Source organism: Methylophaga sp. F-2, assembly GCF_056859315.1.
Map to the genome: position 1 here is coordinate 139,929 of NZ_JBSXOF010000017.1, position 23,663 is coordinate 163,591.

26 protein-coding genes are annotated in these 23,663 nt (G+C 42.7%); 22 read left to right on the forward strand and 4 right to left on the reverse strand.

Annotated elements, in window-relative coordinates; genetic code table 11:
* The first annotated feature begins 72 nt into the window (after positions 1-72).
* The 20 genes from AC13DA_RS06950 to cysK all read left to right on the forward strand — a co-directional run bounded on the left by AC13DA_RS06950 (position 73) and on the right by cysK (position 17,242).
* Positions 73-1,527: an RNA polymerase factor sigma-54 gene (locus AC13DA_RS06950; protein WP_284451668.1), complete on the forward strand. Its 1,455-nt coding sequence runs from the start codon at positions 73-75 to the stop codon at positions 1,525-1,527.
* 35 nt (positions 1,528-1,562) lie between these two features.
* Entirely contained in the window at positions 1,563-1,889 is a 327-nt protein-coding gene (gene hpf / locus AC13DA_RS06955; protein ID WP_007147043.1) for a ribosome hibernation-promoting factor, HPF/YfiA family, read from the forward strand.
* Between the two features lie 13 nt (positions 1,890-1,902).
* Entirely contained in the window at positions 1,903-2,364 is a 462-nt protein-coding gene (locus tag AC13DA_RS06960; protein WP_007147044.1) for a PTS sugar transporter subunit IIA, read from the forward strand.
* A gap of 2 nt (positions 2,365-2,366) precedes the next feature.
* Complete coding sequence (locus AC13DA_RS06965) at positions 2,367-2,885, forward strand: HPr kinase/phosphorylase (RefSeq protein ID WP_284451667.1); 519 nt, start codon at positions 2,367-2,369, stop codon at positions 2,883-2,885.
* Between the two features lie 117 nt (positions 2,886-3,002).
* Positions 3,003-3,410 carry a PTS sugar transporter subunit IIA gene (locus AC13DA_RS06970; RefSeq protein ID WP_007147046.1) on the forward strand — a complete coding sequence of 136 codons (408 nt, stop codon included), beginning with the start codon at positions 3,003-3,005 and terminating at the stop codon, positions 3,408-3,410.
* On the forward strand, positions 3,407-3,676 hold the full coding sequence (locus AC13DA_RS06975) for an HPr family phosphocarrier protein (protein ID WP_007147047.1): 270 nt from the start codon (positions 3,407-3,409) through the stop codon (positions 3,674-3,676). Before AC13DA_RS06970 ends, AC13DA_RS06975 begins: the two co-directional genes overlap by 4 nt.
* Complete coding sequence (gene ptsP / locus AC13DA_RS06980) at positions 3,673-5,421, forward strand: phosphoenolpyruvate--protein phosphotransferase (RefSeq protein ID WP_284451666.1); 1,749 nt, start codon at positions 3,673-3,675, stop codon at positions 5,419-5,421. Before AC13DA_RS06975 ends, ptsP begins: the two co-directional genes overlap by 4 nt.
* A 180-nt stretch (positions 5,422-5,601) precedes the next feature.
* Positions 5,602-6,960, forward strand: a complete 1,359-nt coding sequence (gene mgtE / locus AC13DA_RS06985; protein WP_007147049.1) for a magnesium transporter — start codon at positions 5,602-5,604, stop codon at positions 6,958-6,960.
* A gap of 25 nt (positions 6,961-6,985) precedes the next feature.
* Positions 6,986-8,083 carry a chorismate synthase gene (aroC, locus tag AC13DA_RS06990; protein WP_284451665.1) on the forward strand — a complete coding sequence of 366 codons (1,098 nt, stop codon included), beginning with the start codon at positions 6,986-6,988 and terminating at the stop codon, positions 8,081-8,083.
* 9 nt (positions 8,084-8,092) lie between these two features.
* Positions 8,093-9,250 carry an MFS transporter gene (locus AC13DA_RS06995; RefSeq protein WP_284451664.1) on the forward strand — a complete coding sequence of 386 codons (1,158 nt, stop codon included), beginning with the start codon at positions 8,093-8,095 and terminating at the stop codon, positions 9,248-9,250.
* Positions 9,251-9,380: 130 nt separating this feature from the next.
* Positions 9,381-10,730 carry a Na(+)-translocating NADH-quinone reductase subunit A gene (locus AC13DA_RS07000; RefSeq protein ID WP_284451663.1) on the forward strand — a complete coding sequence of 450 codons (1,350 nt, stop codon included), beginning with the start codon at positions 9,381-9,383 and terminating at the stop codon, positions 10,728-10,730.
* A 3-nt stretch (positions 10,731-10,733) separates the two neighbouring features.
* Complete coding sequence (locus tag AC13DA_RS07005) at positions 10,734-11,942, forward strand: NADH:ubiquinone reductase (Na(+)-transporting) subunit B (protein WP_284451662.1); 1,209 nt, start codon at positions 10,734-10,736, stop codon at positions 11,940-11,942.
* Between the two features lie 4 nt (positions 11,943-11,946).
* Entirely contained in the window at positions 11,947-12,771 is an 825-nt protein-coding gene (locus AC13DA_RS07010) for a Na(+)-translocating NADH-quinone reductase subunit C (RefSeq protein WP_007147054.1), read from the forward strand.
* A gap of 3 nt (positions 12,772-12,774) precedes the next feature.
* Positions 12,775-13,437 (forward strand): NADH:ubiquinone reductase (Na(+)-transporting) subunit D, encoded by a 663-nt coding sequence (locus AC13DA_RS07015; RefSeq protein WP_007147055.1) that lies wholly within the window; start codon positions 12,775-12,777, stop codon positions 13,435-13,437.
* Entirely contained in the window at positions 13,438-14,046 is a 609-nt protein-coding gene (nqrE, locus tag AC13DA_RS07020; protein ID WP_007147056.1) for an NADH:ubiquinone reductase (Na(+)-transporting) subunit E, read from the forward strand.
* Positions 14,046-15,263 (forward strand): NADH:ubiquinone reductase (Na(+)-transporting) subunit F, encoded by a 1,218-nt coding sequence (nqrF, locus tag AC13DA_RS07025; protein WP_007147057.1) that lies wholly within the window; start codon positions 14,046-14,048, stop codon positions 15,261-15,263. Before nqrE ends, nqrF begins: the two co-directional genes overlap by 1 nt.
* A complete protein-coding gene (gene nqrM / locus AC13DA_RS07030; RefSeq protein ID WP_284451661.1) occupies positions 15,264-15,461 on the forward strand; it encodes a (Na+)-NQR maturation NqrM in 198 nt (65 codons plus the stop codon).
* Between the two features lie 22 nt (positions 15,462-15,483).
* Positions 15,484-15,945, forward strand: a complete 462-nt coding sequence (locus AC13DA_RS07035; RefSeq protein ID WP_007147059.1) for a CBS domain-containing protein — start codon at positions 15,484-15,486, stop codon at positions 15,943-15,945.
* A 53-nt stretch (positions 15,946-15,998) separates the two neighbouring features.
* A complete protein-coding gene (locus AC13DA_RS07040) occupies positions 15,999-16,214 on the forward strand; it encodes a putative signal transducing protein (RefSeq protein WP_007147060.1) in 216 nt (71 codons plus the stop codon).
* A gap of 71 nt (positions 16,215-16,285) precedes the next feature.
* Positions 16,286-17,242 carry a cysteine synthase A gene (gene cysK / locus AC13DA_RS07045; protein WP_284451660.1) on the forward strand — a complete coding sequence of 319 codons (957 nt, stop codon included), beginning with the start codon at positions 16,286-16,288 and terminating at the stop codon, positions 17,240-17,242.
* A 9-nt stretch (positions 17,243-17,251) separates the two neighbouring features.
* Here cysK and AC13DA_RS07050 read toward each other — a convergent pair whose 3' ends face one another.
* Positions 17,252-17,980: an alpha/beta hydrolase gene (locus tag AC13DA_RS07050; RefSeq protein WP_284451659.1), complete on the reverse strand. Its 729-nt coding sequence runs from the start codon at positions 17,978-17,980 to the stop codon at positions 17,252-17,254.
* 161 nt (positions 17,981-18,141) lie between these two features.
* A complete protein-coding gene (locus AC13DA_RS07055; protein ID WP_284451658.1) occupies positions 18,142-18,924 on the reverse strand; it encodes a helix-turn-helix transcriptional regulator in 783 nt (260 codons plus the stop codon).
* Between the two features lie 117 nt (positions 18,925-19,041).
* On the opposite strand from AC13DA_RS07055, the gene AC13DA_RS07060 reads away from it, so the two are divergent.
* The gene (locus AC13DA_RS07060; RefSeq protein WP_284451657.1) at positions 19,042-19,809 is read left to right on the forward strand and encodes a class I SAM-dependent methyltransferase; all 768 of its coding nucleotides are present in this window, start codon (positions 19,042-19,044) and stop codon (positions 19,807-19,809) included.
* Between the two features lie 27 nt (positions 19,810-19,836).
* Positions 19,837-20,208, forward strand: a complete 372-nt coding sequence (locus tag AC13DA_RS07065) for a cupin domain-containing protein (RefSeq protein ID WP_284451656.1) — start codon at positions 19,837-19,839, stop codon at positions 20,206-20,208.
* A gap of 7 nt (positions 20,209-20,215) precedes the next feature.
* Here AC13DA_RS07065 and AC13DA_RS07070 read toward each other — a convergent pair whose 3' ends face one another.
* Together AC13DA_RS07070 and AC13DA_RS07075 are read right to left on the reverse strand one after the other, a co-directional pair.
* Positions 20,216-20,974 (reverse strand): lipopolysaccharide kinase InaA family protein, encoded by a 759-nt coding sequence (locus AC13DA_RS07070; RefSeq protein ID WP_284451655.1) that lies wholly within the window; start codon positions 20,972-20,974, stop codon positions 20,216-20,218.
* Between the two features lie 188 nt (positions 20,975-21,162).
* Positions 21,163-23,034: a sulfatase-like hydrolase/transferase gene (locus tag AC13DA_RS07075; protein ID WP_284451654.1), complete on the reverse strand. Its 1,872-nt coding sequence runs from the start codon at positions 23,032-23,034 to the stop codon at positions 21,163-21,165.
* Positions 23,035-23,663: the final 629 nt, after the last annotated feature.

Consider the following 23,663-nt stretch of genomic DNA (forward strand, 5'->3'; position numbering starts at 1 on the left):
GTACATGTAGGCAATGGCACAAGACTTGCGGTAACATATTTACATGGTCGCAAAAACACATAAAGAACTCTCGTGAAACCCTCATTACAGCTGCGTGTAGGCCAGAGTCTATCGATGACTCCGCAATTACAGCAAGCCATTCGTTTGCTGCAATTGTCGTCGCTTGAGTTACAGACAGAAATTCAGGAAGCGCTGGAGAGCAATCCTCTGCTCGAAGTAGAAGAAGACTTCGACTTCGATGAAAACGCACGTAAATCAAGCACTGAAGACCAAACAAGTCGTGAAATCAGTGAGCTTGAGAATCAAAATATTCCTGAAGATCTGCCCGTCGATAGTCAATGGGAAGATACCTACGATTACCAACCTATCAGCACCAATAACAGCAATGTTATCCATGATGGTGATATGGAAAGGGAGAATCAGGACGAAAGTACCGATTCATTACAGCAACATTTGCTCTGGCAAATGCGGCTGACTCACTTCACAGAAATTGAAGAAGCTATCGCGACAACGATCATTGATTCGATTGAAGATGATGGGTATCTCAAAACATCATTGGAAGAGATTCAAGCGAGTTTAGGTGAAGAGTTTGCTGAAATAGAACTGGATGAAATCGAAACGGTGCTGCATCGTATTCAGCACTTTGATCCCGTCGGAGTGGCAGCCCGTGATTTACGCGAGTGTTTGCTAATACAACTTCGCGTTTATGAAGAATCAGGTTTACCTCATATTGATCTGATGAAAGAGCTTATCGATAAACATCTCGATACTTTGGCTAAACGTGACTACGCCCAAATCAAACGTGCTCTGAAAGTCTCAGATGATGAACTCACCGAATTGGTTCGTTCCATTCAGCTGTTAAACCCTCGTCCTGGCAGTCAAATTCAAACAGATACCACGGAATATATTGTTCCAGATGTCTATGCAAGAAAGCTTAAGGGCCAATGGGTGCTCTCACTCAATCCCGATAATGCACCGCGTTTACAAATTGCCGAACATTATGCGCAACTCATTAATCGAGCCGATAACAGCGCAGAAAATACCTACCTGAAAAATAATCTGCAGGAAGCACGCTGGTTTCTAAAAAGCTTACAAAGTCGCAATGAAACCCTATTAAAAGTGACCGAAGCGATCATCGAAAGACAGAAAGATTTTCTCGACTTTGGTGAAGAAGCCATGAAACCGCTAGTTTTAGCTGATATTGCTGAAACTGTAGAAATGCATGAATCCACAATTTCCCGTGTAACAACCCGCAAATACCTCCATACACCGAGAGGAATTTTTGAACTGAAATACTTTTTCTCCAGTCATGTCAGCACAGATGCCGGCGGAGAATGTTCAGCTACAGCCATTCGCGCTATCATCAAGAAACTGGTTGCCGCAGAAAATCCACGGAAACCATTGAGCGACAGTAAAATTGCCGATATCCTCGGAGAACAAGGCATTAATGTCGCCAGACGGACAATTGCAAAATATCGTGAAACGTTGGCAATAGCGCCATCGAATGAGCGAAAACGACTGGTGTAAACCAGTTATCATCACTCAATAAGGAGTCCATCATTATGCAGTTAAATTTAAGCGGACAACATATCGAAATCACTGACAGCTTACGCGATCACGTCAACAAAAAATTCGAAAAATTGACTCGCCATTTTGATCACATGACCAATGTTCATGTTGTGTTATCAGTAGAAAAACAACGTCAGAAAGCAGAAGCCACTGTTCATGTAAGTGGTGCTGATTTGTTCGCCTCAGATGAAAATGAAAACATGTACTCTGCTATTGAGAATTTGGTGGCTAAACTTGATCGCCAAATCATCAAGCATAAAGATAAAATCACCGATCATCATCAATCTGTCGGTGCCGATATGAAGCACAACGTCAACTAAACGAGATTTTTTTATGCTAATTGCCGCATTATTGGTTAATGCTGACAGTATCAGCTTTCATGACAATGCCACGAGCAAAAAGAAAGTACTGGAAAACTTAAGTCAAAAGTTAGCCAGTAATACTAACGCGACAACAGCAGAAAAAATATTCCAGGTCTTATTGGAACGTGAACGGCTCGGAAGTACGGGCCTCGGTAAGGGCGTGGCTATCCCCCACGCCCGGGTTCCGGGCTTAACACATACCATTGCTGCTATGCTGACACTGGAAACGCCAGTGCCGTTTGAGTCTGTCGATAATCAACCCATCGATATTGCTTTTGGTTTACTCGTACCAGAAGAAGATACAGATCATCACCTACAGCATTTATCACGTCTTGTTACTCTATTTCGTGATCCTGATATCTGTCAGAAGTTGCGTAACGCAACAAGCGCCGAACAAATTTTCGAACTACTCCTTTCTATCGACGAAGATTAACCATGGTCCAAGCAATACAAACCAACTCACTCTATGGAGTAATGGTTTGTGTCAATGGCTCAGGCGTACTGATTAGCGGTTCCCCCGGCATAGGGAAAAGTAGTCTGGCTTTGCAGTTAATCATTGAAGGTCATCAATTAGTCGCTGATGATGTGATTGACCTTACTATTGAAAAAAATCAACTTATTGGTCGTTCTCCCTCACTATTAAAAAGCCTGCTTAACACACGTGAACTTGGCACCATTAATATCGAACACCAGTTTGGTCCAGCACATGTCACTGATTATGCTTCACTTCACTATCAGCTGATCCTGCATGAAAAATTAACACTGGATAGTCAGCTGGAAGGCAACCAAAGCAATCAAACTATTCTTGGTATTAATATTCCGACACTACATTTGTCGATATCCAATCCGGTACCCGTGCTCATTCGCCTGTTAACTTGGTTAAACATGCAACAGTCAACAAATGATGCCAATGAACAGTTAAAATATCGCCAACAACAGCAAATTCAGCAGTGATGATTTCACATTAACTTGATGACATGCGGTATATCCATTACATTCATTACCGTTACAAGACAGAGGCTGAGCCGATTTGTCTATATACAGCTTTGGCTGTTTTTTTAGAGAGCTAATATGACCGTAGGCATTTTACTTGTTTCGCACAATAACATCGGGACAGAGCTGATTAACACTGCACGCCAGATGTTATCTTGTTGCCCGCTTCCCACCAAAGTGATTTCAATCCAGACCAAAGACAATCCTGAAGCAATCCGTTTGGAAATGGATGAAGATTTAAAAAAACTTGATCAAGGTCACGGTATTCTCATACTGACTGACATGTTCGGCTCAACGCCAAGTAATATAGCCTGTGCAGTATCTGACAGAACAGATATCCGTGTTGTTTCAGGCTTAAACCTACCCATGTTGATACGCGTTTTAAACTACCCAGCCCTAAACTTAGAAGAACTTGAAATCAAAGCCTTGAGTGGCGGTCAAGAAGGTGTAGTTCGCTGTCATCACACAGGCTACTCAAGAAAATGATGACAAAAACATTCACAATTATTAATAAACTCGGCTTACATGCACGAGCAGCAGCTAAATTTGTCACTACTGCTTCTGCTTATGATGCTGAGATTACCGTTACCAGAGAAAACAGAACAGTCAATGGTAAAAGCATCATGGGTGTGATGATGCTGGCTGCGGCAAAAGGATCACAAATCACTGTGACCGCTGAAGGTGATGATGCTGAACAGGCTTTGCAAGCGCTAGATACCCTTATTAATGATTTTTTTGGAGAAGGTGAATGACGCTTGAGCTACAAGGAATTGGCGTCTCTCGCGGCATTGCTATGGGCCGAGCCCATATTCTTTTTCACAATCAGCCTGATGTCCGTGAATATTTAATCCCCGCCTTTGCAATAGAGCAAGAAGTCGACCGTTTTCTCGATGCCATTGATCAGGCAAGACAACAGTTAAAATCCATTCGTAATCATATTCCGGCCAATGCGCCTGCTGACGTGACATCCTTCATTGATACCCATTTATTGATGTTGAATGACTCATCACTAAATAAGATTCCAGTAGATATGATCCGTCAGCGCCGCTGTAATGCCGAATGGGCCTTACAGTTGCAACGTGATGCGTTGATTAACGTTTTTAATGAGATGGATGATCCTTATCTGCGTACACGTCGAGATGACGTTGATCATGTGGTCAATCGAATTCACCGTATTCTGGCTGATCAGGAAGTCGCGGATCATGAAATTCCAGATGGTCGGCTAAAAGGCCATATTATTATCGCTGAAGACCTGACGCCAGCGGACACTGTGCTTATGCAGCACCAAGGTATTGTTGCCTTCGTGACAGAGCATGGTGGTGCGACTTCTCACACCACCATTCTGGCAAGAAGTCTGGGCATCCCGGCTATCGTTGGTGTCGAGTCTGTTCGTCGTTATGTTCAGGATAATGAACCGCTGATTGTTGACGGTGAGACTGGCGTTATGTTGCTGGGGGCAGATGAACGCACACAGTATGAATATGAAGGCCGTTTAATTGCTTTTCGTGAGCATATCTCATCGCTGAGTCGTTATAAGTCTCAACCCACAAAAACACGAGATGGTAAATCAGTCACATTGTTAGCCAATGCTGAGTTACCGGAAGATGTAACCACAATCAGCAGCGCCGGTGCGCAAGGTATTGGACTGTATCGTACCGAGTTTTTGTACATGAACCGCCTGTCACCACCAGAGGAAGAAGAACAGTTATCGGCCTATCGCGATGTGGTTGAAGGCATGAATAATCAACCGGTGACAATTCGAACTTTCGATTTGGGGGCAGACAAAACCGTTGATGGTGGGCGTAACCTCAATCAAACTGTAGTGACTAACCCAGCTTTAGGTATGCGCGCCATTCGATTATGCCTAAGCCAACCAGCCATGTTCCGCACCCAACTGCGCGCAATTCTTCGTGCTTCTGCTTTTGGCAAAATCAAAATCATGTTCCCGATGATTTCCACCATGAATGAACTGCTCCAAGCGAAGAACCTGCTTGAGCAATGTAAGCAGGAACTGGATAAAGAGCATCTTGAATACGATCATCATATTGAAGTGGGCGCCATGATTGAGATTCCGGCAAGTGCGGTTTGCGCAGAAATATTTGCGCAACAGGTAGACTTTCTCTCTATTGGTACCAATGACTTAATCCAGTACACACTGGCCATTGACCGTATTGATGATCATGTTAACTATCTTTATGACCCATTGCATCCAGCTGTATTACGTCTGATATATATGACGCTGCAGGCGGGAAAACTGCATAATGTGGATGTGTCCATGTGTGGTGAAATGGCGGGTGACCCTCGTTATACAAGACTTCTACTGGCCATGGGATTGGAAAACTTCAGTATGCATCCCAATGCCATACTCGAAGTAAAACAGGTAATCAATGAAACTAACTTGAATGAACTCCCCGTTAACACATTGGATATTATGAATACCAGTGACCAACTAGAGCTGGATTTATTGCTTGAAAAAATTAACGGCCCGTCTCACTAAATAATGAACCTGTGCTGACACCAAATCGTATATTATGGGTGTCAGCACTCACCTTATAAAACCTCTGAATCTCCTTAGTTTCTTTGCTCACGAAGCATTTCACGCTATTCAGCAAGTGGCAAGCAAGCTAGAATAAGCACTAATCACAATCCTAAAAACCTCCGTTGTTGAGAACTGGATATGTCTGAGCTGGACCATGATCACGCCCTGAATCAATCTATTAATGCTTTATCTGATGCCCTGCAAAGTGGACGTTTTGTCAGAATGCGTAGGTTATTAGCAGGACTACATCCAGCCGAAACAGCGCATCTTCTTGAATCTTTACCGCCTAACGAGCGGAAAATCTGCTGGCCATTAATTAATCCTGACTTACGTGGTGAAGTCTTGTCATATATCGGTGAGGAAGTCCGTACCGATCTGATGACAGATATGGATACCGCGGATCTGATTAATGCCACCGAAGATCTTGATGCCGATGATATCGCCGATATTCTGCAAGATCTCCCGGATCATGTCGTCCATGAAGTCTTGCGTGCGATGGATATTCAACACCGGCGTCGTGTTGAGGCTGTTTTAGCCTACGATGAAGAAAGTGCCGGTGGTTTGATGAATACAGACGTCACCACGGTACGCACAGATATCACGCTTGAGGTTGTCCTACGATATCTGCGCATGCTGGGAGAACTGCCAGAAAATACCGATAGTTTGTATGTGGTGGATCATAATGATCATTACCTGGGCACATTACGTTTATCACAAGTGGTGAGCCGAAACCGTTCACTTCTGGTAAGTGAAGTTATGTCGCACCAGGTCGATCCGATTCCAGCGAATATGACGGATCGGGATGTCGCCAGACGATTTGAAAAACATGATTTGATTTCCGCGCCTGTTGTCGATAAAGATAACCGCCTACTTGGTCGTATCACCATTGATGATGTCGTTGACGTTATCCGTGATGACGCAGAACATTCGATGCTGAGCATGGCAGGTTTGGGTGAAGATGAAGATACCTTTGCCACCGTCAAACGCAGTGTTCATCGCCGCTCGGTGTGGCTTGCCGTAAACTTACTGACAGCATTTCTCGCGTCATGGGTTATTGGTTTATTTGAAACTACAATACAAAAACAAGTGGCCCTTGCAGTCCTAATGCCCATTGTTGCCAGTATGGGTGGCATAGCCGGAAGCCAGACCTTAACATTGGTTATTCGCTCTATGGCATTGGGTCAACTGAATAGTAACAATGAACGCTGGTTATTGCGCAAAGAGATGCTGGTTGGTGCGACAAATGGCTTGATATGGGCCACAGCTATCGCGATAGTCACCGTGATCTGGTTTAATAGCGTGTCTTTAGGACTACTTATTGGTACTGCCATCATTATTAATTTAGTGGCAGCAGCCCTTGCTGGCGTAACTATACCGTTGGGGTTGAAGCGAATAGGTATTGATCCAGCCTTATCAGGCAGCGTACTACTCACCACTGTCACGGATGTGGTCGGGTTTATGGCCTTTTTAGGCTTCGCCAAATTATTTATTGTTTAATCTTCACTCGAAAGCGGAACGAGATATGTCAGGTAATACCTTTGGAAAACTCTTCACTGTTACCACCTTTGGCGAGAGTCATGGCCCAGCTTTAGGCTGCATCGTTGATGGCTGCCCTCCCGGACTAGAATTAACTGAAGCAGATTTACAAAGCGATCTTGATCGTCGCCGTCCAGGTAAAACTCGTCATGAAACGCAACGCCGCGAACCCGATCAGGTCAAAATTCTGTCTGGGGTTTTTGAAGGTAAGACAACTGGCACCCCCATTGGTATGTTGATTGAAAATGTTGATCAACGCTCCAAAGATTACGGCAACATCATGCATCAGTTCAGACCTGCTCATGCTGATTACACCTATCACCAAAAATACGGTGTGCGTGATTATCGTGGCGGTGGTCGCTCTTCTGCCAGAGAGACGGCCATGCGTGTCGCCGCTGGTGGTATTGCAAAGAAATATCTTCGTCAGCGTTATGGTATTGAAATAAATGCTTATTTATCGCAACTCGGTCCTATAAAAACAGAAAAACTAGATTGGTCACACATAGAGAAAAGTGCCTTTTTCTCACCGGATCCAGACAAAGAAACTGAACTCGAGGCCTATATGGATGCCTTACGTAAAGAAGGCAACTCGGTAGGCGCCAGAATTAATATTGTTGCTCGCCATGTACCGGTTGGACTTGGAGAGCCGATTTTTGACCGTATTGATGCGGATATCGCTCACGCTATGATGAGCATTAATGCCGTCAAAGGTGTTGAGATTGGTGCCGGCTTTGATTCGGTCACGCAAAAAGGCACTGAACATCGTGATGAAATTACCACTGATGGTTTTCTCAGTAATCATGCAGGCGGCACGCTCGGTGGTATTACCAGTGGTCAGGATTTACTTGTCAGCATCGCGCTGAAACCCACTTCCAGTCTGCGATTACCAGGCCGAAGTGTTGACACACAAGGTAATGCCATTGAAGTTGTGACGAAAGGTCGCCATGATCCGTGTGTCGGTATTCGAGCGACACCTATAGCAGAAGCTATGCTGGCATTAGTTTTAATGGATCATGTGTTGAGACATCGTGCTCAAAATATGGACGTCACTACTGATACCCCGATCATTCCTGCTCAGGCTTAACTCATTCAGGTGCCTTTATCTCAATTGCCATACTGGCGCCTGTCTGGCTTTTATTTTTTTTATTTTGCTTGTCTCGGCATATTAGTACCTTACTGGAGCCTTTACCTGAAATGGGAAGGCTTTAGCCCAAGCCAGATTGGTGAACTAACCGCCATTCTGATGGCCTCCAGAATTATCACGCCCAATATCTGGGGTTGGTTAGCAGATTATTATAGCCGTCGCATGAGAATTGTAAGACTCGCCAGTTTTGCCACCATCATTGTCTTTGCAGCAATTTTCATTGATCAATCTTATCTCAGTGTCGCACTGGTTCTGATGTTATTTAGCTTCTTTTGGAACGCATCACTACCCCAAGTTGAAGTCACCACACTGCAACATCTCGGTGAACACAGTCATCACTACAGCAAGATTCGTTTATGGGGTTCGATCGGCTTTATTGTCATCGTCATGGTGTTGGGTAATTTACTTGAGCAGTTTGAGCCAAAGATTATTCCCATCGCATTATTAATCAGCATTACTGGTATATGGCTATTCAGTCTCAGCGTGCCTGAATCATCAAACACGTCAGAGCACAGCACCATCTCATTAAAAACCATACTGAAGCGGCCCAGTGTGATTGCTTTTTTACTGATCTGCTTGTTAATGCAGGCTAGTCATGGCCCTTACTACACGTTTTATTCCATCTATCTAGAGCAGCATGATTACAGCAGTAGTGTTATAGGCCAACTTTGGGCACTGGGTGTTATGTCCGAAGTCATTATTTTTCTTGTAATGCATCGCTGGCTGCCCAAGTTTGGACTGCGTAATGTATTTATGGTCAGTCTATTATTAACATCACTTCGCTGGCTCTTGATAGCAGCCTTTCCGCAAAACCTGCCTGCACTGATTATGGCTCAGTTTTTACATGCAGCCAGCTACGGCAGTTTTCATGCCTCAGCTATTGCCTGGGTTCATCGTCATTTTATTGGCAACACACAAGGCAGAGGACAAGCGCTGTATAGCAGCGCAAGTTTTGGAATTGGCGGGGTTATAGGTAGCTTATTCAGCGGCTATTTATGGGATAGTCCTGGCGCGGCCTGGACATTCATCATTGCCAGCGTACTCAGCTTTTTAGGCTTTATTGTTGCTTATAGATGGCTAAAAGAAACGGATAGCATCCTGAGATAAGTAGGATTTGAGCTAATATTTATCTGGATTTGTTCTTTCTTTCATTGAAAACAATACTTATACTTACAGACTGGGAATTTAACGTAACACAGATAGCAGGTACGTCCGTTGTCTCCTGACCAGGTGAAGTATGCATTTCTCGATTAAGAAAGGGCTAGATTTGCCCATTTCGGGGAAACCCGAACAAACTATCTACGATGGCAACAAAGTCAATTCGGTAGCCATATTGGGCAATGAATATGTAGGTATGAGGCCTACGATGATGGTTGAAGAAGGCCAGAAGGTCAAACTCGGACAACCATTATTTACTGATAAGAAAAACCCTGGCGTGCAGTTCACCTCTCCAGGCGCAGGAACAGTGAAAGCCATTAACCGCGGTGCCAAGCGCGCATTACAATCCGTCGTCATTGAGTTGGAAGGTGACGATGAGATCACATTCGAGCAATACGATTTAAACAAGCTCGACAATCTGAAAAGATCAGATATCACCAAAAATTTAATTGACTCCGGTTTATGGTTAGCATTCCGCACCCGCCCGTATAGTCGCTCTCCAGCTGTTGATGCCGTACCACATGCCATTTTTGTCACAGCCATTGATACCAATCCTCTTGCTGCTGACCCAAGCATTATCATCAATGAACACGCTGAAGATTTTAAACACGGTCTAACCATCCTCAGTCAACTGACAGAAGGCAAAGTCTATGTCTGTCAGGCCCCTGATACAGCCCTGCCGGTTAACCAGAAAAGTAATATCGAAGTTCATACTTTCTCAGGTCCACACCCTGCTGGTTTAGCTGGAACACATATTCATCTGCTTGATCCTGTCAACGCCAGTAAATCAGTATGGACGGTCGGTTATCAGGATGTAATAGCTATTGGAAAACTGTTTACAACAGGTCGTCTTTGGGTTGAGCGCATTATTGCTTTTGCTGGGCCTTTAGTGAATAAACCACGATTGATACGTACACGTTTAGGCGCAAGTACCCAGGATCTTGTATTGGGTGAAGTACAAAATATTCCATCACGTATTGTTTCTGGTTCGGTTTTGCATGGCCATACAGCCAATAACTGGGCAGCCTACTTAAGCAGATTTCATAATCAAATTTCTGTGATCGCAGAAGGTATTGAACGAGAATTATTAGGTTGGATTCGTCCAGGCGGTAAAGGTAAATTTTCTTCACTCAATGTTTTCTTTTCCAGCATTTTCCGTCAAAAAGAAGTGGCCTTGACTACATCACAAAATGGTAGCCCCAGGGCGATGGTGCCTGTCGGTGTATTTGAACGCGTTATGCCACTGGATATTTTACCAACACAGTTACTCCGTTCATTGCTGGTCAAAGATACCGATACAGCACAAGCGCTTGGTTGTTTAGAGCTTGATGAAGAAGATTTGTCATTATGCTCCTTTGTCTGTTCAGGCAAATATGATTATGGCCCTGCACTCAGATCAAACTTGACACAAATTGAGATAGAAGGATAGTTGATGGCACGCTTAAGACGTTTTCTTGATCGTATCGAGCCACAATTTCAAAAAGGCGGCCCATACGAAAAGTATTTCGCGTTATATGAGATGGTGGATACCTTTATATATTCACCCGCTGATGTAACACGAGGTTCTCCACATGTGCGGGACGCCATCGATCTAAAACGGGTAATGAGTTATGTCGTAGTAGCGACATTCCCCGTCTTATTATTGATGCTTTGGAATACGGGTTTTCAGGCGAATAATGCGATCAGCCAAATGGGTATGACAAGCCTGGATGGTTGGCGTAACTGGATAATGAGTACGCTGGGTATCGCATATGACCCTAACAGTTTATTCGCCAATATGTTTCATGGCTTACTTTACTTTTTACCCATGTATATAACGACATTGGTCGCTGGCGGTATTTTTGAAGTCATCTTTGCCGCTGTAAGAAACCATGAGGTTAATGAAGGTTTCTTAGTCAGCTCGATGCTTTACACCCTGACCTTGCCACCATCAACACCGCTGTGGATGGTCGCACTTGGTATCATTTTCGGTGTTGTTCTGGGTAAAGAAGTCTTCGGTGGTACAGGTAAAAACTTCTTGAACCCTGCCCTGACTGGGCGTGCGTTTCTTTATTTTGCGTATCCGGCAGCAATGTCTGGAGACGCGGTGTGGACTGCAGTTGATGGCTACACTGGAGCGACGCCTCTTGCTCTGGCCGCATCAGGTGGTATCGAGGCGGTGAAAGAAGCTGGTTACAGCTGGTCACAAACCTTCTTTGGAATGATGCCAGGCTCGCTGGGTGAGACATCCACATTAGCGATACTCATCGGTGCAGCATTTCTAATTTATACCCGAGTGGCTAACTTCAGAATCATTCTGGGTGTATTCCTTGGTATGGTTGCTACCTCATTATTATTCAACCTGATTGGCAGTGATACTAATCCGATGTTCAGTGTTCCATGGTACTGGCATTTAACCATGGGCGGCCTCGCCTTCGGTATGGTCTTTATGGCAACAGATCCGGTCTCTGCGGCGATGACAAATAAAGGGCGCTGGATATATGGTGCATTGATTGGTTTTATGGCGGTGATGATCCGTGTTGTGAACCCCGCCTTCCCAGAAGGTATTATGCTAGCCATATTATTTGGCAATATTTTCGCGCCCCTGATCGACTATTTTGTTGTTCAGGCCAACATCAAACGCAGAATGAAGCGAACTTAATATCATGGCTGAAACTAATACAAAAAAAGGATTGTTAGGTGGATTACTCAACTTACCTAATGATGATCCGAAAAAAACTCTTTTTATTGCTATTCTGTTGTGTCTGATTTGTTCAGTGATGGTTTCGACAGCGGCTGTTTATTTACGTCCCATACAGGACGACAATAAAAAAGACGATATAAAGAAGAATATTCTTGCTGTCACAGGAATGAGTAATCAAGCTGGTACTGTTGATGAAATTTTTAGTCAGTTTGAAGTTAAGCTGGTCGACTTGAGTACAGGTAATTATGCTGACAATAACATCGACCCTGTCAGTTATGACCAGCGTGCGGCATCAGCTGATCCACAAATGAGTATCAACATAGACGACAAAGATGATATTGCCAGCATCGGTCGACGCGCCAACTATGCACCTGTGTATATATTGAAAGAAGGCGACGCGATTAAACAAGTCGTACTGCCCGTTCATGGCTATGGTCTATGGTCCACGTTATATGGATTTTTAGCATTGGAAGGTGACTTCAATACGGTTCGTGGTTTACGTTTTTACGAACAGGCGGAAACACCGGGACTTGGTGGTGAAGTTGATAACCCTAAATGGCGTGCTCAGTGGGCTGGCAAGAAAATTTTTGATGCTGATGGTAATGTCGAAATTCGTGTGATTCGTGGTCATGTTGAGCCAAATACGGCTAACGCCGAATACAAGGTAGATGGCTTATCAGGAGCGACCTTAACTAGTAATGGTGTCACCAACCTTCTACAGTTCTGGTTAGGCGATCAGGGGTTTGGGCCTTACCTGAAAAAAATGCATTCTGAATTGGGGAAATAACTTATGGCAAGCCAAGCAAAAAATAATGTTATCGATCCTCTCATTGATAACAATCCAATTACACTACAAGTTCTTGGTATTTGTTCTGCATTAGCAGTCACTACCAATATGATGTCCGCACTTATCATGTCATTGGCTTTGACCACGGTTACAGCCTTCTCGAGTGCCTGTATCAGTGCTATCCGTAAACATATTCCGAGTAGTATTCGGATTATTGTGCAAATGACGATCATTGCTTCACTGGTCATTATTGTTGACCAGATTCTCAAAGCCTATGCATTTGAGGCCAGCAAACAATTGTCGGTGTTCGTCGGCTTGATTATCACCAACTGTATCGTATTAGGCCGTGCTGAAGCTTACGCAATGAAAAACCCGCCCATGCTGAGTTTCCTGGATGGGATTGGTAATGGCTTGGGTTATAGTCTCATTCTTATGTTGGTTGCTTTCTGTCGTGAACTCTTAGGTGCAGGAAAATTATTTGGCTACCAAGTGATTCCTGTCGCCAATGATGGTGGATGGTATATACCAAACGGATTAATGCTCTTACCACCAAGTGCTTTCTTTGTCATTGGTCTGCTCATCTGGGCTGTGCGTAGCTGGAAAAAAGAACAAGTCGAAGCGCCGGACTATCAAATTCACCAAGTTCATCGTACGGAGGTATTGTAGATGGAACATTATCTAAGCCTGTTCGTACGCTCAATTTTTATTGAGAACCTGGCTTTATCATTCTTTTTAGGCATGTGTACCTTCCTTGCTGTGTCGAAAAAAATTGAAACAGCCCTTGGTCTTGGTATTGCCGTCATCATGGTTCAAGCCATTACAGTCCCAGCAAATAACTTAATCTACCAATACCTACTTAAGGATGGTGCGCTTGCGTGGGCAGGTTTACCTGATGTTGATTTAAGCTTTCTTGGTCTTATCAGCTACATTGGTGTTATTGCTGCGATGGTACAGATTCTTGAAATGGCCATGGATAAATATGCTCCAGCCTTGTACAACGCATTGGGTATATTCCTGCCATTAATCACGGTGAACTGTGCCATTCTGGGCGGAACCTTGTTCATGGTTGAACGTGACTACAACCTATCTGAAAGTGCTGTTTATGGTGTTGGTAGTGGTCTTGGCTGGGCAATGGCGATTACCGCTATCGCTGGCATACGTGAAAAACTCAAATATTCAGATGTACCTGATGGGCTGCAAGGATTAGGGATTACCTTTATCACTGCAGGTCTCATGGCACTTGGTTTTATGGCATTTTCTGGGATTCAATTGTGATGGAAATCGTACTCGGCATCGTACTATTTACCCTTATCATCATGGCCTTGGTATTTTTAATACTTGGGGCACGTTCAAGATTAGTCTCAACTGGTGATATTGAAATTGTCATCAATGAGGAAAAAACCATCAAAACTAAAGCTGGCAGTAAACTGTTAGGGGCTCTTGCTGATGCAGATCTATTTGTGTCATCAGCTTGCGGCGGCGGCGGTACTTGTGGGCAGTGTAAAGTTAAAATCTTTGAGGGTGGTGGCTCAATCCTGCCCACAGAAGAGTCACATATCACCAAACGTGAAGCAGCAGAAGGTGACCGATTATCCTGTCAGGTTGCCGTTAAACAGAACATGAAAATTGAAGTCCCCGAAGAAGTTTTCGGTGTCAAAAAATGGGATTGTACTGTTCGCTCTAACCACAATGTTGCTACGTTTATTAAAGAATTAGTACTGGAATTACCTGTTGGTGAAAATGTAAATTTCCGTGCCGGTGGTTTTATTCAGATAGAGTGCCCACCTCATACGGTTGAATACAAAAGTTTTGATGTAGAAGATGAATATAGAAGCGACTGGGACCGCTTTGATATGTGGCGTTATAAATCCGTAGTAAAAGAGGATGTTATCCGCGCATATTCTATGGCGAACTATCCTGAAGAAGAAGGCATTATTATGCTGAATGTGCGGATCGCTTCCCCGCCACCAGACAACGATGATATTCCACCAGGTCAAATGTCATCATATATATTCAACTTAAAACCAGGTGATAAAGTCACTATCTCAGGACCTTTTGGTGAATTCTTTGCCAAAGATACTGATAAAGAAATGGTCTTTATCGGTGGTGGTGCAGGTATGGCACCGATGCGTTCACATATTTTCGATCAGCTTCGTAGAATTAAAACCGACCGTAAGATCAGTTTCTGGTATGGCGCCCGTAGCTTGCGTGAAATGTTCTACACTGAAGATTTTGATGAGCTGGCTGCCGAAAATGAGAACTTTACCTGGAATGTGGCTCTATCGGATCCATTGCCAGAAGATAACTGGCAGGGTTACACTGGCTTCATTCATAATGTACTGTATGAAAACTATCTTAAAGATCATCCCGCTCCAGAAGACTGTGAATTCTATATGTGTGGACCGCCAATGATGAACGCTGCAGTAATTAGAATGCTGGAAGATCTTGGTGTTGAACGTGAAAACATATTCCTGGATGACTTTGGGGGTTAGATGACAACTTTTATCGCCGCATTTGTTGTATTACTTGTCGTTGTCGCAGCAATGGCGATAGGCGTGTTGTTTGGTCGCTCAGCCATCAAAGGTAGTTGTGGTGGTCTCAATCAAGTTGGCTTAAGTGGAAGTTGTGGTGGCGCTTGTTCAGCCCAGGAAAGGGATGAATGTGCGAAACGGAAAGCCCAACAACAATAACGCATATTAAGGAGAGCTAAATATGTTAGCGCCGTTAAAAGTCAAAGATCATATGAATGGTACTAAAATTACCTTCACACCGGATATGGATATTCTGCGGGCGATCAATCAATTGGTAGAGTTCAAGTTATCTGGTGCTCCTGTCATCGATCATCATGGCAACCTGATTGGCTTTTTATCTGAAAAAGATTGTATGAAAGTAGCTTTAAATGCGGCTTATCAAGGGGAAGCTGCAGGACAAGTTGGCGAGTTTATGAACACAACATGTGCAACAGTTGATGTTGATGACTCTATTATCGATGTTGCTCAGACATTTCTCAGTACTGCATATAAGTGTTTACCTGTCATCAAAGATAATCGTTTAGTTGGTTCAATTACCAGACAAAATATTCTACGTGCATTGCAAACCTCCTCAAATATCGAGAGCAGCAAGAAACCTGCAAAGCAATCAACTAAACAACAGATTCACGTTACTACAAAATAAACACGACGCAGCGAATTTTGCTAGCTAAAGCCTCAACAGCATTGGAGAAACATATGCAATTGATGTTTCGTGCTAATAATATTTTAGAAGCTCATATTGTAGCTGGCTTGTTGAAAAGCCATGACATTGACTGTCACGTTGGTGGCCACTATTTACAAGGCGCTGTCGGCGATCTTCCAGCCACTGATTTCGCTCATGTGTTCGTTGAGCAAAGTAAAGTGAATCTTGCACAGTCAATTATTAACGATTACGAAAATAACATTCTCTAGCTTACGACACGCCTCTGATTGATAGATTTCATGTAAGCTTTTTGATCAGCATAAAGAAGCGAAAACATATTATGATTTACAACAGCATTCTCGATACCATCGGCAACACACCAGTAGTCAAACTCAACAACATAGCTCCAGCCCACGTTGATATGTATGTGAAAGTTGAGTCGTTTAACCCGATGGGTTCCGTCAAAGATCGCTTGGCATATGCTGTTATTAATGATGCAGAAAAACGTGGGGTTCTGAAACCGGGTCAAACAGTCGTTGAAGCCACTTCAGGCAATACCGGTATTGCTCTCGCGATGGTGTGTGCGGCGAAAGGCTATCCCTTTGTTGCGACCATGGTTGAAACCTTCTCCGTGGAACGTCGTAAGATTATGCGGGCCCTTGGAGCTAAGGTCATTTTGACCCCAGCAGCTGAAAGTGGCAAAGGCATGGTCAAAAAAGCAGAAGAACTTGCTGAAAAGTATGGTTGGTTTCTAGCCAGACAATTTGAGAACCCAGCGAACCCGGCCTATCACCGAAATACTACAGGACCAGAAATTCTGTCTGATTTTGCAGGTAAACCTCTTGACTACTGGGTATCGGGTTGGGGAACCGGCGGTACCTTAACAGGTGCAGGTGAAATCATTAAAGCTGCACGCCCAGAAACAAAAATTATCGCAACTGAACCTGCCGCTGCTTCCATGCTGGCAGGTAATGCATGGGCCCCACATAAAATCCAAGGTTGGACACCAGATTTTATTCCTGATGTATTAAATCGTGACATCTATGATGAACTCTATCCTGTGACAGATGAAGAAGCCAAAAATTGGGCACAACGCCTTGCTCGAGAAGAAGGTATTTTCGTTGGTTTATCATGCGGTGGCACCCTAGCGGCGGCCATGAAGGTCGCGGAAAAAGCTACGCCTGGAAGTGCTATTTTGGCCATGTTACCTGATACGGGAGAACGTTATCTTTCCACATACCTTTTTGAGGGGATGAACGAAGGCTCAGATGATGATTGGCTGGCTAGCTTGGGTTAAGCATCTGCGTCAATCTAAGACATCTGCAAGTGCCATTGACCAGCAACAAAGATGGTCAGCACCAGAAATAATATAGCTTTTCACATTATCCAGTTTTTGCATGTGAGCTAAATAAGAGCTTAGTACAGAGCCAGGCACCACATTGTCACGCTCACCAATAAGGTGAATTTGTTTCACACCCTCAAGAGAGCCGCTGAAATCTACCGGGTTTAATGAGCCGATTAAAGGGGCAATCTCATTAAACTCAGTCCAACGCTTGTGATCAAGATTGCCAGCGACGGTAACAAGCAAGTCAATATCATCACGTTGTGCAGCAATAATCGTTGCAATAGCTCCGCCACCTGAAAATCCGATAAGCCGCACTCGACTCGCTTGATAACGAATTTTCATTGCTGTAATGGCTCTACTGATAGAGTCAATCACAGCCCGCGAATAGCGGTGTGATGTCAATAAAGCTTTGTCACAATTGGTGAATTGTTGACGCGAAAAATACTGGCAAGGTCTGGCGATATAAACGCTATTACCACCAATGAATTCAGCTAACTCTAATGCTGTACCAGGCGCGCCATCACCTTCGAGAAAGATATTGAGTGTGTCCGCAGCTCTGAGTTCCGGTGGGGCTAAGCCCAATAGTGTATATGCACCGCCAGATAAAATAATACGGTTCCATGATGCCGAGGTATCACTAACCGCCATTTTAGAGCTGAGTAGAAGCAAAACTATCATTAACAGTTTCATAGAGGCCTCCCTATGACATATGTCGGATAATGTCTTGCATAACAGATGCCAGCTTATAAGTCAGTGACCGAAAGCCTGATATAGACTAGAGTCGAGAGATGTAAGCCATTAAATCAATTGGTTACTATTTATCTTATGCGCTACATTTTAGTGCATAGACCTTAACCACTCTCATTTATAGGGCGTAATATCACCATTTTCATATCGAGATTATCGGCAACTCGTAAAGTAAATTGTTCATAGAAACACTCAATACCATGTCGGAAAAAACCTCTTTTTCCACCCTCTCTAGGTAATACATGCTGCTTGCTCCAGGCTGTTTTAAAGTCTTCAGATAATGCAGTGAGTTCATCTACCAGTGCCAAATGCACCTTATCGTAATGCCAGTCAACACTATCTGCCCGGTACTCAGCCACTAAGCGCTCTGCACGTTGTTGCCAATCACTAATTAGTGTTTTAGCTACAGGGTCCAAAAATAAAAATCGTAGTAAATTTTTATTTTTGTCGGTATTGAGCCATCCACCAAACAATTTTTTGCATTCATCATTCCAAGCGACCAGATCCCAGTGACGATCCATGACATATGTTGGTGCTGATACTGTTTCAGTTAGCGTTAACAGATGCTGCTTTAGTTGTGGCGATAACTGTGTTATTTCCTCTTTATCTAATTGATTGGCTAATTTAAATAAATAATGCCGTTCTGCGTGAGATAGTTTTAATGTTTGTGCCAATCGTGCTAATAACTGGGCTGACACAGAAGTTGTTCTACCCTGCTCTAACCAGGTGTACCAAGTCGTGCTTATATCGCTTAATTGTGCAACTTCTTCTCTTCTAAGTCCTGGCGTTCGTCTTCGTCCTTTCTTTATACCGAATTGCTCAGGTGATGTTCTTTCTCTTGCCGATTTCAAAAATGCACCCAAACTATTATCGCGATTATTGCTCATCGCTCCACCCGTTAATTTAAATCATTAGCTATCAGTTTTTATAATAGGATAAACACCTATCTAGTAACACTACAATGAGACTTATATGCTTTGCTTTCTACAAAATGGAGACAGAAAATGACTACACATTACCAAAGCGTAGGAAAGCAATTCGATTCTCAAGCGAATGAATATTTAACAAGCCCAGTGCATAGTCAAGGACCTGATTTATCTTTTGCAAAATTACTTATCGAACATCATCGCACAGACATAAAATCAGCCGTTGATATTGGCTGTGGTGCAGGCCATCTTAGTTACATGCTTGCGCCATTAGTAGATAATGTCACTGCAACAGACTCATCATCTGCAATGCTAAAAATCGTCAAGGAACAGGCTCACTCAAAACAATTTATTAATCTTGAAGCAAAACAATGTCGAGCCGAAGAACTAGCACACCATTTCTCTGATATTGATCTGGTGTGTAGCCGTTACAGTGCCCATCACTGGTCAGATTTTAATTCTGCGATTGAGCACATAGGAAATATAGTCAGAAAAGGTGGCTATTTGCTTATTATCGATATTGAGGGCGACATAAATAAAATTGTCGACACGCACTTACAAACTATCGAGTATCTACGTGATCCATCACATGTACGAAACCGCGATCATACTGAATGGCGGGAAGTAATTGAAAATGCCGGCTTCACCATTGAAAAATATAAAAGCTGGTCAACCAGGCTACAATTTGACTCATGGGTAAGCAGGATGAACACACCAGCAGATAAAGTGGGCATACTCAAGCAATTACAGTTAGATGCTAACCAAGAAGTAAAGCAAGCATTATCAATAGAGAAAGATGCTAGCTTTACCTCTCAAACTGGACTTTACTGGGCAAAAAAACAATAAACCATCAAATAACGGTTATAAAATAAGATGATCAATAAACCAACAATCCAGCACTATGATCCTGATAAAGAGTATTTCTTTATTGAGGGGTGTTATATAAATGAGTTATCTAATCATACATCAGATCCGGATGTGTCTATTGCTCGAGCCAGAGTGGGGCCTGGAGTAACGACACAGTGGCATCATTTAAACCAAACAACTGAGCGTTATGTAATTCTCGCAGGTCAGGGTATCGTTGAAATAGGCGAAGAGCTATCACAAGTTGTATCCACTGGTGATGTAGTTATTATTCCCCCTTTAACACGCCAGCGTATAAGTAATAATGGTGAAGCCGATCTGATATTTTTAGCTATCTGCTCACCACGGTTTACTGAATCAAACTACACTGAGCTGAGCTAGGAAGAGATTATCCATTTTTTCGTCGAGAATAGGCCAACACATCTCTAATGAATCGTTTATCACTACTTGTAAGGCGTTTACTCTGACGATAATAGAGCAAAAAACGTAAACGCTGTGTTCTGGATAAATAAAGTGATGCATGTTTATCCAGACTAGCAATATCCTTAACTTTACGTTTTGAAAGAAAAGTGCCGAACCAAAAACAACCAGATGGGCAATCAATAAGAAACAGCTTTGGCTGGTCACTATTATTCTGCTGTATTAGCAAATTTCGTAAGAATAAATCGTTATGACAAAACCGATGTTCATGGAGAATACGCGCCATCTCAGCAACCTGCTTTATCACTTGACTCAGCCAAGCCTTATTTTTAAATAACTCAGGTGAATTACGGGAAATATCTTCAAGATTAGAACTGTTGTTCACAGCTAAAGTAACTAATGCACCCTTAAGCGTATGTGTAAAGCGATAGCGCTCACCATAGGCAATCACAGCTGCAGCATTGAGTCCCCATCTTAAGAATCGCTGTTGATTACGAATTTCCATCCGCAAACGTGAATAACCTAAGTGACTTCTAAGACCCTTGGTTCTAGAGTAGCGTTTAATATAAAAGCCTGTATCCTCTATATTAAATCGCATTACTTCACTTTGTGTTCCCTTAGAAATGATTGTCGCTTGATAGTCGAATATACTTTCTAATGTTGGGAAATAATCTAAGAACTTTGTCGCGATTTCAGTATTACTCGCAGACCAGACTTCTTTAATCAATGCTCGCCAATCCTCTACTCTTTAAATCAACACGTTATTCTGCTGATTTATAGTGGTTATAGGTAAAGGCATTAATGAGCTTTACGTACAGACAGAATTTGTTGTTATTTTACCTCAGATAGAGACCTTTTTTTATTTATTTGTGATAAATACAACAGATTACGATGATTTAAAGTGATTTTCCTTATTTAATGGCTGACAAAGCGCTGACAATCCTTTGTAACATCATCTATCAAAGGCTGGATTTGCTTAATTACCTCCTGCTTTTCATCGGCATTGACACTTTGGTCATCACGAGTGAAGACGGTATAGTGAAAATAATCTGTTGAGGTAAAAGGAAAGGTAATTTTGTGGCTGTTATCTATAACAGAAAGATAATTATAGTTACCAACAACTAGATACGGCAGTATGGAGTTTAAATCGTCTGCAAGCGCATATTTATCAGCATTTGTTGTCACACCCAGTTTCTCCATCAGCGTGGCAGGAATCTGGATATGAGAGGTTGTATGTCGTATATGTTCTGGCTTGGTACCTGGAATAGATAATATAAGTGGGACATGGATTTGTTGCTCAGGAAACATTTCATTGTGCCCATGGCCCCAATGTCCATTTTCCATGAATTCTTCACCATGATCGCCAGTGAATAAAATAATCGTATTATCTAATAGCTTGTTTTCTTCTAAATAATTCAGCAAACGCCCTACTTCAGCATCGATGGTGTGCGCAGCATTGATATACCGATTGTGGATTTGCTCAATATTATCCCTGAGATTGAGATCAGCATAGTTCATATCTTTAAGATAATCTTTCCTGATAGCCATTGATTCAGGAAATGCATAAGGGGCATGTGTGGACTCAAAAAACATAAAGCTATAAAAAGGCTTATTTTTCACACGTGTATCGATATTACTGATGACATGACTGATATTCTGATGATCGCGTGCCCATGGTTCTCCATCTTTTAATTCTTCCATCACAGATTCAGGCATATTATGAAAAACCGTATCGCGTAATTCTGGGTAATCAAAACTCTGGCTTGTGTGCAAATCAAACTGATAACCTTTATCACGCAAAACATTCAGCAGCACAGGCGAAATCTTCTGTTGCTGAAAACCATACCAGTATGGTGCATCAATGCCATAAAACATCGATAGCAATCCCATCCTTGTCCGATTACCACCGCTGTAATGATTATCGAATGTGAGTGATTTTTGAGACAATTTCCATAGATTAGGTGTTATTTCCGGATCCAGTAAATCCCAACGAAATGACTCTGCAACAAGCATAATGATGTTCGGATATGTTGCTAACTGTTCTGTTGCAATCGTCTCCAATGGATAATGTATCTTTCCATGAGCTAGTCTCAGCTTTTTAAGCCCACCTTGTTCAATACCCATGTTTTTGAAAAAGCTATGGGCACTCGATTTGAGATGGAAGGGAATAACACTAGAGACTTGGATAAAGTCGTCTTTGCCCGTATAAATACTGTAGGCGTAAACACTTTCTTCTAATGGGGCCAGCAGTAATAAGATCGCTAAAGCGCTTATGTAAACACGTCGTGAAACTGTAAAATGGGTTCGATATGCCAATTTACCAGATAGCCACTTCAATAAATACGTAAATACAATAATAGCGATAACCTCAGTAGCTATAGTCACTTTGGTCGATATCGTAGCGCCTAGGGCATCAATACCACCTGGGGTTATTATCAGATTCCACACAAATCCGTTAAAGTGATATTCATAAAGCGTATAGATTTCATAGTCTGCGTATAATGCTAGAAATATTACTGATGTCAGTATCCAGGCAACCTGCCTACTCACCAGCAACCACTTTTTCTCATAACGATTGTTAAAAAATGCCACGAGATCAATCAGTTTTGTAATCACTAATGCTGGCAATAAATACAAGAAGGCATAGATTGCAGATGAGAAAAATAGATAGCTATTTAACCAGTTGCTATCAGTTTTTGCGTATGGCCAAAATAAGCAGGTGATAGAAAATAAAATCAGATAACTTACAACAAAAAATAATCTAAGTTGACGGGCGTGATTCAGCATAGTAACAGTCCATAAATAGTGGTCGTTACGATAATGGACTTTGCTTAACAAGATATTAAGTAGTTTAGATGAGCTGAACAAAGACCTTTTCAGTTATCATCGTCTAAGTACAAATTATCTGAAAGGCTCTATAAAGCTCAATATTGCAGCAGTCTTCGATCAGCTTGGCAGAGTACGAGGCAATAAAAAAGGTCACCATTATTTAGGATGTGCTTTTCTAATATCCAAAAGCCTGTCAGTGATCTACTTTATTGCTTATACCCCTGTAAGCGCCCCTTCAGGTTCGCTTCACTTATTCAAAATGCTTATCGCCAAGGATGGAGTCTATGCAAAGCAATCTCTGGCACATTGCTTATCGCTGCTTTTTGTTAGTCACAAGCAAGTGATGTGAGCCAGCCATGCAGGCACGATTGCTGGTCACAGGGTGTGTTGCCCAGCACAGGCAGGTTAATATAAAACAGTGAGACATAAAAAAAGCCCATCTGTTTGGATGGGCTTCTCTTGTATATAAAGCCTGGCAGTGACCTACTTTATCGCCTACATCCTTGTAGGCGCCCCTTCGGGTTCGCTTCGCTCATTCAAAAACGCTCCCGACGTTTTTGTCACGGCGTTCAAGTAGGTTATGGTCT